Here is an 18,472-nt window from a genome sequence, read left to right on the forward strand (position 1 = left end):
ATTTATAAAATCAATAATGTAAAGCTATTCAACTCTACATAAATATAAAATCTAGATCTATCCCTTCAGAGAATCTAAAAATGAAGTCCCAATCCCCCATTGTTTCAATCCAAAGTTTTGCAATATGGTTTCCCCTATATCTGCAAAACTATGTCTATCACCCAAAGCTACTGAATGACTCATACTTGGACTATAAGCTAGCAAAGGCACCATTTCTCTCGTATGATCTGTACCTTTCCAAGTCGGATCATTTCCATGATCTGCGGTGATGAGAAGTAAATCGTCATCTTTAAGCAAGTCCAACAAACCACCTAATTGGTAATCAAAGTCTTCAATAGCACGCTTATATCCTTCTACATTACGCCGATGACCGTACAGACTATCAAATTCAACAAGGTTGACCATCATGAACCCCCGTGCAAAGCTTTGGCCCAATAGATAAGGAACTACGTTCATACCATGCGCGTTAGACTTTGTCGGATATGATGCATCCCAGCCAACATGAGCATAAATATCGCCGATTTTGCCAACTGCCACTGTCGAAATGTTTGCGTCTTGTAACTCTTGTTGCACCATTTTCTTTTCAGGCATGCGACTATAGTCATGACGATTTGAAGTACGTACAAAATGCCCTGGTGTACCAACAAAAGGCCGAGCTATGATGCGCCCCACATAATAATCACCGACACATACCTTATCGCGTGTAATTTGACACATGCGATACAACTCTTCTAAAGGAATGATATCCTCATGAGCAGCAATTTGAAAGACAGAATCCGCCGATGTATAAACGATTGGCTTACCTGTTCTTATATGTTCTTCTCCGAGGCGTTCAATAATTTCTGTTCCAGAGGCTACCTCATTACCAAGAAATCCATATCCCGTTTCTTTTGTGAAAGTATCCATCAGTTCCTTCGGAAATCCTTCATAAAATGTCGGAAATGGTACCGTTACAGGATGCCCCATCATCTCCCAATGACCACTTGTCGTATCTTTGCCGGAACTCGTTTCAGCCATACGACCATAAGCACCAATAACAGGCTCATCAAACGCTGAAATATCGGCAATATTAGCTAAACCTATGGATTTTAAATTTGGACAGCGAATAGGTCCTGCTACAGCTTCGATATGTCCTAATGTATTCGAACCTTCATCGCCGAATTTAATCGCATCGGCTGCATGCCCTATACCGACACTATCCATTACTAGTAGAATAATTCGATTATACATATGTACTCCTAAACTTATATAAGATTATTTACTCATATAATGTGAAAATATTTTGTATCAGATTACAATTAAACTCATAAACATGAGTTAGTAAAAATCTATAAGGTAAAAAGTGGTAAATTATATAATTTATGACTTAAGGTATGGCATAGCAAGCATAAGAGCCGCCAAAGATTTGCTATCCTTAATAGTCTCATTCTTGATAACCTCCAATAGTTCCGGTAAAGTATAGTATTCTAACTCTACATATTCATCAGGATCCCAATTAGTTTCCCCCATGGTAAGCTCCTTAGCAAGATATAAATGTAATACTTCATTACAGAAACCAGGACTCGTAGCAATAGTCCCTAGTGAGATCCATTGAGCTGCACGATAGCCTGTTTCCTCAGCAAGCTCCCGTTTAGCACAAACAATGGGTTCTTCATTTGGATCTAGTTTTCCTGCAGGTACCTCCAGTAATGGCTGCTGCAAAGCATATCTAAATTGACGTTCCATAACGATCTTATTATCCTCTGTTACCGCCACAATAGCGGTAGCTCCAGGATGATGCACCACTTCACGCCATGCATCTTTGCCATTTACATCGGCAATATCATAGGTAACTTGAATCAATTTACCATCAAATTTCACTTCACTAGACTTCTGTATTTCCTTACTAATTGCCATATATACCTCTAATCTTCTATTTTATGTAAAAACCCGAGCCTTCTTATACGTTGTAAAATTTCCTCTAAGTACACTTTATTAGGAACAATAAAATCAATATTATCCCGCGTATGACGCTGAACTGTAATATTGTCATCCATAATAGCAAGAATCTTTTCTCTTGTTGTAGGCTCCACCATTTGCTTTATTACAAAAAGAAATCCATTATCTATATCTTGTTGTACTTTATTATACATGTCGCCTATACCAATATAGGAGCTGCCCTCCTTTTCTACTATAGTAGAAATAAAATCTATAAAACGTTGAGGTATATACACCTTATTATCTTCAAAAGCAACTCTTTCATATGGTTCGGCATACATATCAAGATTATCTACAATGATTAAATATAGTAAACGAGAATAAACTCTGTCCATTTCTATAGTATAACCAGGTAGCTTTCTATGTATATGATCTACTATATCCTGAACAGTAAATATATCACCCCGATCCATAACCTCTTTAATAGCAATATGGATACTATCCGTCATATTGGAAGGAATACCTGTATTAACAACGCTGCAATAATATAATTTTGATAATACATCTATACTAACTCGTTCATTGCGAACAATCTTTTTACTATGTTTCTCTTTCGTTAATAGGGACATTCTAAACTGCGTATCATAAATGTAATCATAATATTGCTCTTTTGCAATATAATCATCATTTGCCAATTGAGCTATATTATCGTGAATATCCTCTGGTAACCAACTTATAAAAGATCGTGAAAGAAATACATCCCCAATATATACACAACCTTGATCATTGGCACGTTTTATAAATTCATGTATATATACAGGATCATTAAAAGGCTCTAAATATTCATGAGCCACATAATAATCGTTAGAGCTTAACACATTTTGGATGTTATCAATTTTATAGCTCGCTTTTTGACTTATCCGATTATCTAACCCCATCGTATCAGCTACGAGCTTCAATATATTCTTGGTATATAGAGTTCGTTCCATCAACGGCATCTCTAGCTCTTTTTGCTCTGCATATTGCATAATTTCTCGATACTGTTCTAATCGTTTCCATCCAGGATAGGTATTATACGATACATAAGCTACACCGTTGTCAGATAAATTCTTATTACAGATAGATAGAATTTTATCTTTTACCACATCCGGAACCCAAGACCAAATCCCATGTACAATAATATAGTCAAAAGTGCCGAATGATTCATCAATATCTAGAATATCCTTCTCTATTAAATGTATATTGGTAAGTCCCATCGACGCAATCAATTCATTCCCCATCTCAATCTGCGAAGACGATAGATCGATGCCCGTAAAGGACGCTTCAGGGTAATATAAAGCTTGAGAAATAATGTTTCCACCAAAAGAACATCCGAGCTCAAGGACACGAGCCTTTTTTAAAGGCACTGGGTTTAATCCAAATAACAAAGCTCGTGCTGCTAAAGTGTTCAACGAGGTCGCCCCAAAAGGTTGAGAGATATATACTACATCTTCATAACTCTTTTTAAGTATCTTGTTCTCATCCAATACATGCATAGTATTTTGTGTAGTCTCAATATCATTACCCATAACTGATGTACCTACGTTCTTTTTATGTTTAGACTCCTGTTTCATAAAGCCTCCCGAATTTTCTACTAACTATAATAATTATTATATAGTATTATGTAAAAGAATTATAGCTGAAGAGATTAATTAACACACAAAAACCGCCCAACAAAGTTGAGCGGTTTTTACTAATTTATACAAAACCATATATTATTTACATAGTCCCTGTGCTTCCAATACCACCAATTCTTACACCTGTGGCATCATCATCGTTTGTAATAAGGTATTTAGAGAATATACCTTGAGCAACGCGTTCGCCTTTATCAAGGGTAACTGTTTCTTTGCCAAAGTTAAGAAGGGCAATCATAATATGACCTTCATTATCCTCATTGTTGTAGTAATCACTATCAATGATACCTGTACTATTCACAAGTGCCAGATGTCGTTTAATAGCCATGCTAGAACGAATATGAATGGCAAGATATTCATCGTATGCCATAAAAGCTTTAATACCCGTTGGCACCAAAACCACTTGACCAGGTTCTAAAGTAACAGCTTCAGCACATTCAATATCATAACCTGCGCTTTCAGTTGTTTTACGTGTTGGTAAGTTGATATCTTGTTCTTCAAAAGCAGAAACTACTTCAAAGCCACGAATATCCATGTAACACCTCTTATTTTAAACAATCTTTACGGGACAAGTTTACACGGCCTTGTTTATCAATCTCGATAACTTTTACCATGATTTCATCCCCTACACTTACTACGTCTTCTACATTTTCAACGCGTTCTTTTGCAAGTTTGGAAATATGTACAAGACCTTCTTTGCCTGGTAATACCTCTACGAATGCGCCAAAGGCCATTAAACGAGTTACTTTACCAAGGTATACTTCACCTACTTCAACCTCTTTAGTAAGGTTAGTGATGATTTCTTGAGCTTTCGCAGCCCCTTCTTGTTCTACAGAAGCGATAAATACTGTACCATCATCTTCGATGTCAATTTTAGCGCCTGTTTCTTCGATGATACTGCGGATTACTTTACCGCCAGAACCGATTACGTCACGGATCTTATCAGGATCAATTTTCATTGTAATAATACGTGGAGCGTATTGAGACATTTCTTGACGTGGTTCAGCAATTGTATCAAGCATGATACCCATGATATGCATGCGGCCTTTGTGAGCTTGTTCTAATGCTTCTTGAAGGATTTCACGGGATAATCCGGAAATCTTGATATCCATTTGAATTGCTGTTACGCCTTTAGCTGTACCAGCAACTTTAAAGTCCATATCTCCAAGAGCATCTTCCATGCCTTGAATGTCAGTTAAAATTGTATAATGTTCCCCTTGAGTTACAAGACCCATAGCAATACCTGCTACAGGAGCTTTAATAGGTACCCCAGCATCCATCAAAGACAATGTAGAACCACATACGGACGCCATGGAGCTAGAACCATTCGATTCCAATACTTCAGATACTAAACGCAACGCATATGGGAAGTCTGCCTCGCTCGGAATCACAGGCACCAACGCGCGTTCAGCCAATGCACCATGACCGATTTCACGACGACCAGGACCGCGAGAAGAGCGAGTTTCGCCAACGGAGAAAGATGGGAAATTATAATGATGAATATAACGTTTTTCAGTTTCAACACCAAGACCATCGATGGTTTGTTTTTCGGATAAAGGCGCTACTGTTGTGACATTCAACACTTGAGTTTGGCCACGTGTAAACAAGCCAGAGCCATGAGTACGAGGTAATACGCCTGTACGGCAAGAGATTGGACGAACTTCATCAAGTTGACGACCATCTGGACGGATTTTTTCAACAGTAATCATATGACGCACGATTTCTTTTGTCATTGCATCAAATGCTTTATTTACATCAGCCAAGTTATCTGGATAGATTTCTTCAAAGTGAGCTAATACATCTGAACGTACTTCGCTTTCTTGTGCATCGCGTTGTTGTTTATCTGCACAACGAACTGCAGCATCAAGTTTATCATGACCATAGGCACGAACTGCATCACTGATTTCAACAGGAACATCTTTACATTCAAATACGCGTTTTTCCTTACCTACTTTTGCAGTCATATCTTCTTGGAATGCTACGATTTTTTTGATTTCTTCGTGAGCTGCCATGATAACTTCAAGAATGATATCTTCCGGTACTTCTTCAGCGCCACCTTCAACCATGAGGATAGCATCTTTAGTACCAGCCACAACGATATTAAGATCTGTTTCTTCTAATTGTGCTTTCGTTGGATTTACAACAAATTCACCATTGATACGTCCCATACGAACGCCTGCAATAGGACCATTCCAAGGAACATCAGAAATAGACAATGCGGCGGAAGCGCCAATCATACCACAAATGGCTGGATCACAATCTTGGTCCACTGACATAACTGTTGCTACTACGTGTACTTCGTTACGTACACCTTTATCAAATAATGGACGAATAGGACGGTCAATCAAACGGCTATTCAAGATCGCAGACTCAGGTGGACGCGCTTCACGTTTAATGAAGCCCCCTGGTAAACGACCAACCGCATACATTTTTTCTTCATAGTCTACTGTAAGTGGGAAGAAATCGATATCCTTCGCCTCTTTAGAGCCTGTAGCAGTAACGAGTACACGAGTATCGCCATAGCCAATCATTACGGCACCGCCAGCTTGTTTTGCAAGTTCCCCAGTCTCAATCGTAAAAGTACGACCAGCTAGGTCCATTTGGAATTGTTCCATTCCTATTCCTCCTAAAAATCTTCTTATATGTATACCTTCTAATTATATATCAATTAAGGCTAAATAGCCAATTCAAAAAAAAGCCGTCCAAGTGGACGGCTAATTTTATTATTTACGAAGACCAAGGCGTTCGATAAGAGAACGGTAACGTTCAATATCTTTACGACGAAGGTAGTCAAGCATGTTACGGCGTTGACCAACCAATTTCAACAAACCACGACGGGAATGATGGTCTTTTTTGTGCTCTTTTAAGTGATCTGTTAAGTATTGAATGCGGCTTGTTAAAATCGCAACTTGTACTTCTGGAGAACCAGTGTCACCTTCATGAGTAGCGTATTCTTTAATTACTGCTAATTTAGCTTCTGTAGTTAACATTAATGTTACCTCCTAAAAAATTATAATCCCGATAAGCCTAAGTAACCGTTGGAGAATCGAATACTTCGCTTACGATATGTCTTACGACCTAATTTAGTATACAGTATCTGCCCTATGTTGTAAAGCAAAAATACAATAAATACACAAAAGAGGGTCTACGCCCTCTTCTATTATTTTGCACCAAGTACCATGCGGTCGCTCAATGCATTTTCCCCAGCCACTTCGAACTTTTGAAGTAAATCAGCAACTGTTAATTGTTTCTTTTCTTCCCCTTTAACATCATAAATGATACGACCAGCGTCCATCATGATAAGGCGATTACCAAAGCGCAATGCATCACGCATATTATGGGTAATCATAAGAGTTGTTAAATTATGTTCTGCAACGAGTTTATCTGTTAGTTGCAACACATTTTCTGCAGTCTTAGGGTCAAGTGCCGCAGTATGTTCATCCAATAATAAGAGTTCTGGACGAAGCATGGTAGCCATTAACAATGTAATGGATTGACGTTGACCACCAGATAGTAGGCCCATACGAGCAGATAAACGATCTTCAAGGCCCAAGCCTAATAATGCAAGACGTTCCTTGAAAAATGCTTGTTCACTATCTTTGAAAGCCCATTTAAGACCTAAGCTTTTACCACGGCGCATAGCAAGAATCAAGTTTTCCTCGATTTGCATATTACCAGCAGTACCAACCATAGGGTCTTGGAATACACGTCCAATGTATTTAGCACGTTTGTATTCTGGCATTTTTGTCACATCAATCTCATTAATTGTAATGGATCCTTCATCTACTGGAAATACACCGGCGATGGAGTTTAGCAAAGTACTTTTACCAGCACCATTACCACCAATTACAGTACAAAAATCACCCTCTTCTAGACGAAGGTTGATGCCTTGTAATGCAGTCTTTTCATTAATTGTGCCCTTAAAGAAGGTTTTTACCATATTTTTTACTTCTAACATAGTGTCCTCCTTAACGAGCCAACCATTTTGCTTTCAATGTAGGTAGGGAAAGCGCGATGGCAACAAGAATTGCAGTGAATAATTTCAAATCATTTGGTGGCATACCCATGTAGAGAACGGCAGCAATAACGATACGATATACTATAGAACCAAGTACTACAGCGATGAGACTGCGTACGAAGGATTTCGTACCAAATACTACTTCACCAATGATTACAGAAGCCAAACCAATAACGATGGTACCAATACCCATGCCTACATCAGCAAAGCCTTGGAATTGACCGATAAGAGCCCCAGACATACCAACAAAGCCATTGGAAATCAAAAGGCCAAGAACGATCATATTATCAGTATTTACGCCTTGAGCGCGAATCATTTGAGGGTTAACACCTGTAGCACGTAAGGCTGTACCAATTTCGGTACCGAAGAACCAAAATAAAAGCAAACATACAACTACAGCAACGATAATACCTACGATGGCTGCAGACCACATATTCGGCGTGTGGAAAAATCCACCAAGAATCGTATAAATTGTATCCATTCGAAGCAAAGATACATTAGCTTTGCCCATGATGTGAAGGTTTACAGAGTACAATGCAATCATTGTCAAAATACCGGCCAATAATGCAGGAATTTTCAATTTTGTATGAATCCAGCCTGTTACAGCACCTGCTATCATACCACCCACACCGGCAAGTAAAATGGAAAGGATTGGATTCATACCACTTGTAATTAAAATAGCGGAAATGGCCGCCCCCATTGGGAACGTACCTTCCACAGTTAAGTCAGCCACATCTAATACACGGAAGGTTATGAATACGCCGACCGCTAACAAAGACCATAAAAGGCCTGTGGTTATGGTGCCTACCACTAAATCTAACATTAAAATCTCCTCTATTGTTTCATGTCTTTACGAAGAGCTTCAGGAATCGTGATTCCCAATTTTTTAGCACGTTCTTCGTTAACAGTTAACTTAATCTCTTTTTGTGTCTCAATAGCTAAGTCTGCAATTTTTGCTTCACCAGCTAGAACTTTTGCAGCCATTAAACCTGTTTGGTAACCCAATTGATAGTAATCAACAGAATATGTTGCTACGCCACCAGTCATTGTCATGCCTTCATCAGCAGCAAATACCGGGATTTTAGCAGCATCTGTAATTTGTGCCAAGTTAGCCATAGCAGATGCTAATACATTATCTGTTGGTGTATAAATAGCTTGCACATCTTGGTTTACAAGATTTGTAGCTGCTTGTTGAATATCATTTACGTTGGAAACAGTTGCCTCTACGACAGTAATACCTTTTGTAGCAGCATACGCTTTCATTTTTTCAACTTGCAATTGGGAGTTGATTTCAGAGGATGTATAAATGGCACCAATACGCTTTACGTTCGGTACTAATGCTATGATAAGATCAACCTCTTTTTCAACAGGTGTCATGTCGGATGTACCAGATACATTACCACCAGGGCGTTCATTAGATTGAACGAGTTTAGCTGTCACGTAGTCTGTAATAGCTGTACCCATGATTGGCATGTCATGAGAAGCATTTGCCATCGTCTGAGCCGCAGGTGTTGCAATAGCTAATACTAAATCTTTTTTATCAGATACGAAACGTTGTGCAATGCTGTTCAAATTAGATTGGTCAGCCTGTGCATTTTGTTGGTCAATTTTAATATTTTGACCATCTTTATAACCTTTAGCCGCTAAAGCATCTACGAAGCCCTTATTAGCAGCATCAAGAGATGGATGTTCTACTAATTGAATAACACCAATTTTTTTTTGGTCATTAGTTGCGGTATTGGAACCACAACCGGCTACCATTGCCATAACAGCAATGGCACTAAGTGCCACTGCAATACCTTTTTTCCAGTTCATGTATAACTCCTTACCAGTTATGTATTAAATCATAGTCGCCTTGTTCATCAAATCCTCTGGTAAGGTGATGCCCAATTTTTCTAATTTATCTTTCCCCACAACTAATTTAAATTCTTTCTGCATTTCGATAGGCATGTCTTCAACTTTAGCTTCGCCAGTTAAAATTTTTGCTGCCATCAAGCCTGTTTGGTAACCAAGCTTGTAGTAATCTACAGACAAGGACATAACGGCTCCACCTTTCACGTGGTTATCTTCACCGCCAAATACAGGAATTTTTGCTGGGTCGGTAATAGCTACGAGATTGCTCATAGCAGAAGCTACAACATTATCTGTTGGTACATATACAGCATCTACACGTTGAGATACGAGGTTTTGTGCCGCTTGTTGAATATCATTTACATTAGAAACTGTAACTTCTTCAACTTTAATTCCTTTTGTAGCCGCATAAGCTTTCATCTTCTCCACTTGAATTTGAGAATTTACTTCGCTAGAGCTATAAATAGTGCCAATTGTTTTCGCATTCGGCATTACTTGTAAAATTAAATCTACTTGTTGCTCTACTGGATTCATGTCGGATGTACCAGACACATTACCGCCAGGTTTTTGATTAGATTTAACAAGTTTAGCTGCCTCGTAATCAGTAATAGCTGTACCTAAGATTGGAATATCATGAGTTGCATTCGCCATGGATTGAGCCGCTGGCGTAGCAATTGCTAAAATCAAGTTTTTCCGATCGGATACGAAACGCTGCGCAATGCTATTCAAATTAGATTGATCAGCTTGCGCATTTTGTTGATCAAAAGTAATCTTTTCTGCTAAACCTTTTTCTTTTAGCGCATCAACAAAACCCTTATTTGCCGCATCTAATGCAGGATGCTCTACCAATTGTACAACACCAACTTTGTATTCACCATTCGATATAGTTCCATTTGAGCCACAGCCTGTAAACGCCATTAGTGCTGCCGCCGTGAGCGCTAGGGCAATACCTTTTTTTAAGTTCATGGGGATTTCCTTCCTATCTGCAAAGATTATAATACTTTTATTATAAACAAATTTATCTACTACATCAATGTAGCAGGTTAAAGTATTTTATTTTTTATATATGCGAAAATAAAATAAGAAATCCACCTATTAATCTAACGATGCTAACATATCCTCAGTCAATTCATTTGCCGCTAAAATATAGTCCTTAAGAGTTCCTTTGTCGAGAGCGACCTTCATAACCGGCACTTCAAAGGGATCGAGGATAACGCACATCAAAATTTCACCGGTTACATAATAGCCAACCACTGCTTCGCCTTCTTCAGCATCTAAGGTTTCACGTTTTACTGTAACACAGTATGGTTTCATTACTTGTGCTGCCGCTTCTGCTACTTCTTCTCGATTTGCAATATACTCTTCAGCCTTCGTTTCGGGGATGTCAAAGATATCTACCTTTACGGTCTTAACCTCTGTCGCCTCTCCCTTCGCCGCCTCAATAGCTGCACCTAAATCTGTTTGATTCATATATACCTCACATAGAATGGACTTTCACCATCGGCAAAAGTCCCATCGCATTAGATTGTTTCATCCGCCGCATTTAAGAATGCAACGTAGCATTGTTTTGCCTCGTAAATATCAGCCTTAGATGTAACCTCCCAAGGAGCATGCATACTAAGTACGGCTACACCACAATCGATGACATTCATACCATAAAGGGCCATGATGTACGCAATCGTACCGCCGCCACCGAGGTCTACCTTACCAAGTTCAGCAGTTTGATAAGTTACGTTATTAGACTCCATTACACGGCGGATAAAGCCCATGTACTCAGCATTGGCATCGTTAGAACCAGCTTTACCACGAGAGCCAGTAAATTTATTGAATACTACACCCATACCAAGATAAGAAGCATTTTTCTTTTCATATGCAGACGCATAGAGTGGATCATAGCCTGCACTTACATCGGAGGACAACATACGGGATTTTTCCAACGTACGGCGCACGCTCACCGAGTTAGGTTTACCCATAAGTGTTAAAATTTCAGCCACTGCATTTTCAAAGAAACGAGATTGCATGCCCGTAGCACCTACAGAACCAATTTCCTCTTTATCGACGAGTAAACAACAAGTAGTGCGCTTTACATTATCAACCTCAAGCATTGCCACCAAGGATGTATACGCGCATACGCGGTCATCTTGACCATACGCCATTACCATGGAACGATCAAAGCCCATATCTCGAGCTTTACCTGCTGGTACGATTTCTAATTCAGCAGACAATAAGTCACGCTCAACAAAACCATATTCTTTTTCAAGAAGAGTATTGATAAACTTAGTAACCCCGTCTTTTTCTTCGTCTTTAACTGGACGGCTACCGATGAGTAAATCAAGAGCTTCCCCTTCAATTACTTTAGCTGCATTCTTTTGCATTTGCTCTTGACCTAAATGAGGCAACAAGTCAGTAATACAAAATACAGGATCAGTTTCTTTATCGCCAATATTAATATTGATACGAGTTCCATCTGTTTTTACCACAACACCATGAATGGCAAGTGGCATTGCAACCCAGTGATACTTTTTAATACCACCATAATAGTGAGTGTCCCAAAATAAAAGATTACTATCTTCGTATTGAGGATTTTGTTTTACGTCAATACGTGGAGAGTCAATATGAGCCCCCAAGATATTCATGCCCAACTCGATATCATCAGTACCAATATTAAATAAAGCAATAGATTTATCCATATGTGTGTAATAAATCTTATCACCAGCTTTAATTGACGTATTGCTTTTAATAATGTCATTTAGATTTACATAGCCCTTTGTTTCTGCCAATTCCACAGCTTGCACAACGCATTCACGTTCTGTTTTACCATTATCTAAAAATTGACGATATGTATCACTTAAAGCATATACCTTTTCCATAGTGGCATCATCATAATTATGCCATGCATATTTACGTTCCATAATCTATCCTTTCTAAAAATTCACACTCTAATATTTAGTACAACTTAGAGTGATGAACCTAAGTTTACAAAATTATTTTTGGCGGTCCTTTTCAAGTTCCGCCCTGCGATATTCTAAATATTTTCGCTCTTTTTCGCGATTGATTTCAGACTTCTGAGTATATAGAGAACGAATTTCATCCGTACAATGGGTCAATACCTTTGTAATGTAGAATTTACAACTACCGGACTTAATCGTATATTTTCCAACTTTAAGTTGCACCGCAAAATCGCCATGTTTAGGACACACTCCGATAGCTAAGTGCTTATCCCCTTGTAATCGTTCAGGTCTTGTCATTTCTAAACGAGTTTGACAGTACGGACAGAAGGACATACGTACTCTTCTATCATGAACAATACGTTTTTTCTCAGAGAAATTTTCATACATAAAAAATGTCAAAATAGGAGGATATAGGAAAGGATTGTTACTTTCCTTGCGAATTAGATCATAATGCAAAATCCCTTGTGCAATATCTAGAGTCTGACATATATGAGCCGTAAAGACAGCATCATGCAAAGCATTGTGAGCAGATAAATGCTCCGTCGATATATTGAGATCCTCTATAGCATGAGCCACAGAATACTGCTGACTTGTTCCATATCGTTGATAGGAATAAATCATCTGCGCATCGACCCATTGATCATAAGATAATGCTTTCATCTTATGGAGCATAAGGTTCTCTCGTAGGATAAGAATATCGTCTGACCCCCATGAAAGTAGCATGTGTTCATCACCACACCATTTTTGAAAGTATTGCATAGCCGTCTTGAACGGCACACCATGATCGAGTTCACGAGAAGTTATGCCCGTCAATTCGCGCACATGTTTATGCATACGTGGCAAGTATTGAGGTTTAATGAACATTGTAAAATGATCTATAATGTCCATCTTTTCATTCAGTTTTACCGCTCCGATTTGAATGATTTCCCCTGTCAGCGGCATTTTAGTGCGCTTCATAAAGCTGATGTCGTTGCTATAAGGTTGATTCCATTCTAAATCAAATACAATATAGTTCATATGTTTATTTCGATTCTAAAAGCAACGTTTCCGCAGCTTTAATAACCTGTTCTTCAGAAATTATAGATAATCCTTTATAATTTCCTTCTTTAATAATTTTCTTCATACTTTTACCAATCTCATAAGAATCCATCGTTTCAAGAACGATAGCATGAGCTTGATAAGGTCCATAAAAGAATGGATTTGATGGCCCATACAGTGCCACAATTGGCACACCTTGACTGATGCCTACATGCATCGGTCCAGAGTCATTAGTAATTAACAGATTACAACGGCTCATAGCAGCTGCCAAAGGCCCTAACTGGAATTTCCCCGTAGCCACAATAGGCTTTGTTTCCATTTGTTCCACTACGGGCTGCACCATTTCAAGATCCATAGGTCCGCCAAAGAAAATCGTCTTACAACCTAAACAACCAAAGTAATCTGCTACATGAGCAAAACGTTCAGCAGGCCAGCGTTTCTCAGGAACGGCGCTACCGATATTAAAACCAATGAGTATATCAGTATCAGTTACTCCATGTGTAGCGTAAAACTCTTGAGCCTGACGACGCCATTCTTCACAGGTTTCAATATGTAAACCAGAGTTAGAAGTATCTGTTACACCTAATTGCTCTAGTACATTAATGTACATATCCGCGGCATGACGAGTTTTACGATCTAACCGCGTATATTTTGTCATGAATGGTCTAAATAAAAAATGGCTCATACCAGTTGTGATAGGTGCATGAATCTTCCATGCTAAATATGAAGTACGCTCATTAGGATGTAAATTAATGACAATATCAGGTTTTCCCTTAGCATTAATTTCACGAGCAACTTCATTGAGACCTGAGATACTATTATGGCGACCTTTTTTATCTACAACAATAAGTTCATCAATATTTGGATTATATTGCATTACTTGTTGTAATTTTTCATCTATTACATACGTAATATGACTATGAGGAGCCGCTTTGCGAAGCACTTCTAAAAATGGAGTCGTTAATATAACATCTCCTAAATGCATTAAAAAGGGTACCACAATGCGCTTATAATCTAGTTCCATTATAGTTCCTTTCCAAGTACTTGTTCATACACTGACCATACTGCGTCTACAGGAATTTGTGCCATACAGTCTGGATCATCTACTAGTGGTTGCTCAGGTGTAGCCTTAGATGTAGGTGAAATAATGAGATGTACATGACTGCCACCATAAGGACCTGTACGTTTAGGAGATGTTGTGCCAAACATGGCAATCAAAGGACGCTTCAAGGCATTTGCAATATGCAATGGTCCCGTATCGGCACTAATAAAAATTTGACAATGACGAATCAACTCAATGAGTTCAGGCATTGTTGTAGATCCCACTAAATTAATGAGATTATCATTCTTTACGTAGTTCTCAATAAAAGTACCCTTCTCTGCGTCATCAGGGGCACCGGCGACAACAACCTTTTTACCAGATTCGCATAGACGAATACAAAGTTCTCCAAAATTAAGAAGTGGCCACTCCTTAACAATCCATCGTGCCCCTGGTACAACTACAATATATTCATCATCTACACCATGGCATTTCAACTTTTGTTTTATAGATTTCTCAGCCTCAACGTAGGCTGGCATAGGAAATTCAATCTCCTCTACCTCGCCACCAAGTGCACGTACAGTATCAAGATACCGTTCGATAACATGGTCGTATTTATGCTCACCTACTAAGGCTTTATTAACTAGATTACTTCCTTCGCGAAGCTCCCAGTAGCCATACTTTTCAGGTGAACCAGATAATAAAGATACAATGGCGCTTTTAGCAATACATTGAAGGTCCAGGGTCATATCAAAATGACGACTATGCAAATCTTTGCGCAATTGATATAAATAAGCAGGCTTTTTGAGTCGTTTTTTATCGATAATAATCACATCATCGACCCAAGGTGTACCAGGCAAGAGGCTAGCAAACTGCTCGTGAATGGCCCATGTAATATGAGCATTAGGCCAATTCTTTCGCATAGCGTACAAGGTAGGCAATGCGTGAATTACATCGCCTAAGGAACTCATCTTGATGATGAGTATATTCTTGTAATCTTTCATATAGCCTCCACCCCCAAATACAACAACTCAATACACACACTAAATTATTGTTTTAATAAAATCTAATAAATTTGTACCTGTAAATAGGTAACCTTTAACCCCAGCGGCTTCAGCGGCATCAACATCACGCTGACTGTCACCTATAAGGAAACTCTCTGCAGGATTTACATCATAATCCTTAATGGCTTGATTAATCATGCCAGGTTTAGGTTTTCTACATTCACAATCCACCGCGTATAATGGAACAGATCCTTCTTTATGATGAGGGCAGTAATAGAAATGTAAAATCGGTGCCCCACTGCGGTCTAGTTCATGAGCCATATGGTCATGTAAAATTTGAACATCAGACTCTTTATAGTAACCGCGAGCCACACCACTCTGATTTGTCACTACAATGAGATCATATCCCTTGCTATACGCATAGGCAAGCGCCTCTTTTGCACCGTCTACCCACTCTAAATCGCTGACTTTATATAGATAGCTAACATCTTTATTAATAACGCCATCGCGATCTAAAAATAATACCTTGCGCATTAGCGTAAATACCCTTCATTATTATCTAATAGTTCACAGTATTCTTTAACGGCATCTTCCATTTTATGGAACCCTTTATCATAGCCAGCTGCTAACAATTTAGTAGTATCAGCCTCTGTAAAGCTTTGATATTTGCCTTTTAACACCTCTGGGAATGGCACATATTCAATTTTGCCTTGACCATTGTAGTCGATTACAGCTTGCATGAATTGGTTAAAGCTATGAGCATTACCTGTACCACAGTTGAAAGTACCAGAGATTTCAGGGTGCTCCCAAAAATAAAAGTTTACATTAACTACGTCTTTTACATAGATAAAGTCACGTGTTTGACCACCATCTTCGTAGCCATCCGTACCTTCAAAGAGGTTAATGATACCTGTTTCTTTATTTTTGTAGAACATTTGGCGTACTAAAGAAGCCATTTTATCTTTATGAGCTTCATTAGGACCATATACGTTAAAGTAACGTAAACCAACTACTTGTGCAGTATATTCACCTTCATATTTGCGTACATAACGGTCGAATAACAGCTTAGAATACGCATATGGATTAAGTGCTTCTTCAGCTTCAGGCTTTTCTACGAAACCATTTGTACCATTACCATATGTAGATGCAGAGGATGCATAGATGAATGGAATACGGCGATCTTGGCAATAATGAAATAAATTTTTAGAACCTTCATAATTGTTCTTCATCATATATTTGCCATTATATTCCATCGTATCTGCACAAGCACCCTCGTGGAATACGACTTCAATTGGGCCTACATCGAATGTACCATCAGAAATGGCACAATCAAAATCATCACAATCGATGTAATCTAGAAATTCTAGATTTTGAATATTGCGAATCTTACGACCATCTGTAAGATCATCTACGATCAAAATATCAGTACGACCTCTGTCGTTAAGTGCTTTCACAATATTACTGCCAATAAAACCAGCACCACCTGTTACGATAATCATAATTTGCCCTCCTTAGCCATAGTAGCTATTTTCCCTACAATATCTGATGTAGAATAGCCTTCTTTAAACGAAAGAACCTCTACATTGTCAACGGACTCCCGTCCGATAATATCTTCGATTTTATAATCTCCGCCCTTAACGAGAGTGTTAGGACGTAAATATGCTAATAGTTCAGCTGGTGTATCTTCTTCAAATAACACAACCCCATCGATGCATCGCAACGCACTCAACAAGGCCGCTCTATCCTCTTCACTTACAATTGGCCGCGTTTCCCCTTTTAAGCGTCTAACCGATGTATCAGAGTTCAACCCAATGATAAGGTGGTCACCTAACTGTGCCGCTTCTTGTAAATACGTGATATGTCCGCGGTGAAGAATGTCAAAACAACCATTGGTGAACACTACTGTCTCACCTTTGCTTTGCCATTGTGAAACGAGTTCTTTCATTTCTTCCTTTGTATATAATGGTTTAGATTGAATACTATGTTTATAGGAATGCCATAAGTCTAATAGCTCAGAACGATGTATTGGATACGTACCAACCTTAGATACTACGATACCCGCTGCACCATTGGCGATATGCAAGGCTAAACGCATCGATAAACCACTTGCAAGACAGGTCATCATCATGGATACAACGGTATCTCCTGCACCACTTACATCGAATACCTCTTGTTGAGTAGCAGGATTATGCCATGTACGGCCATCCTTTGCAATAACCGTAATCCCTTTTGCAGAGCGCGTAGCTACAATATAATCTAAATCTACAGTAGCGAGTACAGACTTAGCAGCCTCTACGATAGTAGCATCATCATTTTCTAATTTACGGCCTACACATTCACCGAGTTCTTTTACATTCGGTGTAATACATGTAGCACCATTATATTTAGACCAGTCTGCACCCTTAGGATCTACGATTGTTTGCACACCATATTCCTTAGCCAAACTAAAGATTGTCTTCAACAAGGTAGGTGTACAAACGCCTTTACCATAGTCGGATACGACAATACCATCGATACCAACTTTACATAGATTTTCGAGCCAACTAGCTAGTTGTTGCTCTTCTTGGTACGTCAGATCTGTAATCGTTTCAAAATCAAGACGCATCATCTGTTGACGATCACCTAAGATGCGCATCTTAGTAATAGTAGAACGGTCATCACTAGTGATTAAACCAGTCGTATCGATTTTATCAGTATCAAGTAAATTTTTTAATAAATGGCCATGGTCGTCATTACCTGCTAGTGCACCAAGGTATACCTTACAGTCTAAATTAGACAGATTAGATGCAACATTACCAGCTCCACCAAGGACCTCTTTCATCTTGGACACGCGGTTTACAGGAACCGGTGCTTCTGGAGAAATACGACTTACATCACCAAAAACATAACGATCTACCATTACATCGCCTACAACGGCAATCTTCAAGTTTGGCAGTTGCTTTGTTAAAAATTGATTAATGGTAGTATTTATCATAATCCAC

18 protein-coding genes are annotated in these 18,472 nt (G+C 38.8%); all 18 read right to left on the reverse strand.

Features of this window, described 5'->3' with window-relative positions:
- Positions 1–57: 57 nt before the first annotated feature.
- The 18 genes from FNLLGLLA_RS05815 to rfaE1 all read right to left on the reverse strand — a co-directional run bounded on the left by FNLLGLLA_RS05815 (position 58) and on the right by rfaE1 (position 18,465).
- On the reverse strand, positions 58–1,230 hold the full coding sequence (locus tag FNLLGLLA_RS05815; protein ID WP_077708360.1) for a phosphopentomutase: 1,173 nt from the start codon (positions 1,228–1,230) through the stop codon (positions 58–60).
- A gap of 129 nt (positions 1,231–1,359) precedes the next feature.
- The gene (locus tag FNLLGLLA_RS05820; RefSeq protein ID WP_174892310.1) at positions 1,360–1,896 is read right to left on the reverse strand and encodes an NUDIX hydrolase; all 537 of its coding nucleotides are present in this window, start codon (positions 1,894–1,896) and stop codon (positions 1,360–1,362) included.
- 8 nt (positions 1,897–1,904) lie between these two features.
- Positions 1,905–3,530, reverse strand: coding sequence for a class I SAM-dependent methyltransferase (locus FNLLGLLA_RS05825; RefSeq protein WP_174892311.1), 1,626 nt, complete (start codon positions 3,528–3,530; stop codon positions 1,905–1,907).
- 145 nt (positions 3,531–3,675) lie between these two features.
- The gene (gene dut, locus FNLLGLLA_RS05830; protein ID WP_174892312.1) at positions 3,676–4,125 is read right to left on the reverse strand and encodes a dUTP diphosphatase; all 450 of its coding nucleotides are present in this window, start codon (positions 4,123–4,125) and stop codon (positions 3,676–3,678) included.
- Positions 4,126–4,135: 10 nt separating this feature from the next.
- On the reverse strand, positions 4,136–6,205 hold the full coding sequence (locus FNLLGLLA_RS05835) for a polyribonucleotide nucleotidyltransferase (RefSeq protein ID WP_174892313.1): 2,070 nt from the start codon (positions 6,203–6,205) through the stop codon (positions 4,136–4,138).
- 108 nt (positions 6,206–6,313) lie between these two features.
- On the reverse strand, positions 6,314–6,580 hold the full coding sequence (gene rpsO / locus FNLLGLLA_RS05840; protein ID WP_005386879.1) for a 30S ribosomal protein S15: 267 nt from the start codon (positions 6,578–6,580) through the stop codon (positions 6,314–6,316).
- Positions 6,581–6,750: 170 nt separating this feature from the next.
- A complete protein-coding gene (locus FNLLGLLA_RS05845; protein WP_004697427.1) occupies positions 6,751–7,548 on the reverse strand; it encodes an ABC transporter ATP-binding protein in 798 nt (265 codons plus the stop codon).
- A 10-nt stretch (positions 7,549–7,558) separates the two neighbouring features.
- A complete protein-coding gene (locus FNLLGLLA_RS05850; protein WP_004697183.1) occupies positions 7,559–8,431 on the reverse strand; it encodes an ABC transporter permease in 873 nt (290 codons plus the stop codon).
- Between the two features lie 11 nt (positions 8,432–8,442).
- Positions 8,443–9,423 carry an ABC transporter substrate-binding protein gene (locus FNLLGLLA_RS05855; protein WP_060918818.1) on the reverse strand — a complete coding sequence of 327 codons (981 nt, stop codon included), beginning with the start codon at positions 9,421–9,423 and terminating at the stop codon, positions 8,443–8,445.
- 24 nt (positions 9,424–9,447) lie between these two features.
- Positions 9,448–10,425 (reverse strand): ABC transporter substrate-binding protein, encoded by a 978-nt coding sequence (locus tag FNLLGLLA_RS05860; protein WP_174892314.1) that lies wholly within the window; start codon positions 10,423–10,425, stop codon positions 9,448–9,450.
- Positions 10,426–10,554: 129 nt separating this feature from the next.
- On the reverse strand, positions 10,555–10,929 hold the full coding sequence (locus tag FNLLGLLA_RS05865) for a hypothetical protein (RefSeq protein ID WP_060918816.1): 375 nt from the start codon (positions 10,927–10,929) through the stop codon (positions 10,555–10,557).
- Positions 10,930–10,979: 50 nt separating this feature from the next.
- Positions 10,980–12,371, reverse strand: coding sequence for an aminopeptidase (locus FNLLGLLA_RS05870; protein WP_174892315.1), 1,392 nt, complete (start codon positions 12,369–12,371; stop codon positions 10,980–10,982).
- A 72-nt stretch (positions 12,372–12,443) separates the two neighbouring features.
- A complete protein-coding gene (locus tag FNLLGLLA_RS05875; RefSeq protein WP_174892316.1) occupies positions 12,444–13,427 on the reverse strand; it encodes a 3'-5' exonuclease in 984 nt (327 codons plus the stop codon).
- A 4-nt stretch (positions 13,428–13,431) separates the two neighbouring features.
- Positions 13,432–14,472 carry a glycosyltransferase family 9 protein gene (locus tag FNLLGLLA_RS05880; RefSeq protein WP_174892317.1) on the reverse strand — a complete coding sequence of 347 codons (1,041 nt, stop codon included), beginning with the start codon at positions 14,470–14,472 and terminating at the stop codon, positions 13,432–13,434.
- A complete protein-coding gene (locus FNLLGLLA_RS05885) occupies positions 14,472–15,491 on the reverse strand; it encodes a glycosyltransferase family 9 protein (RefSeq protein ID WP_174892318.1) in 1,020 nt (339 codons plus the stop codon). Before FNLLGLLA_RS05885 ends, FNLLGLLA_RS05880 begins: the two co-directional genes overlap by 1 nt.
- Before the next feature lie 39 nt (positions 15,492–15,530).
- On the reverse strand, positions 15,531–16,025 hold the full coding sequence (locus tag FNLLGLLA_RS05890; RefSeq protein ID WP_174892319.1) for a D-glycero-alpha-D-manno-heptose-1,7-bisphosphate 7-phosphatase: 495 nt from the start codon (positions 16,023–16,025) through the stop codon (positions 15,531–15,533).
- On the reverse strand, positions 16,025–16,990 hold the full coding sequence (gene rfaD / locus FNLLGLLA_RS05895) for an ADP-glyceromanno-heptose 6-epimerase (RefSeq protein WP_174892320.1): 966 nt from the start codon (positions 16,988–16,990) through the stop codon (positions 16,025–16,027). The genes FNLLGLLA_RS05890 and rfaD overlap by 1 nt, the downstream gene beginning before the upstream one ends.
- Entirely contained in the window at positions 16,987–18,465 is a 1,479-nt protein-coding gene (rfaE1, locus tag FNLLGLLA_RS05900; RefSeq protein ID WP_174892321.1) for a D-glycero-beta-D-manno-heptose-7-phosphate kinase, read from the reverse strand. The genes rfaD and rfaE1 overlap by 4 nt, the downstream gene beginning before the upstream one ends.
- Positions 18,466–18,472: the final 7 nt, after the last annotated feature.

The sequence above is a fragment of the Veillonella parvula genome, from assembly GCF_902810435.1.
Lineage (GTDB): Bacteria > Bacillota > Negativicutes > Veillonellales > Veillonellaceae > Veillonella.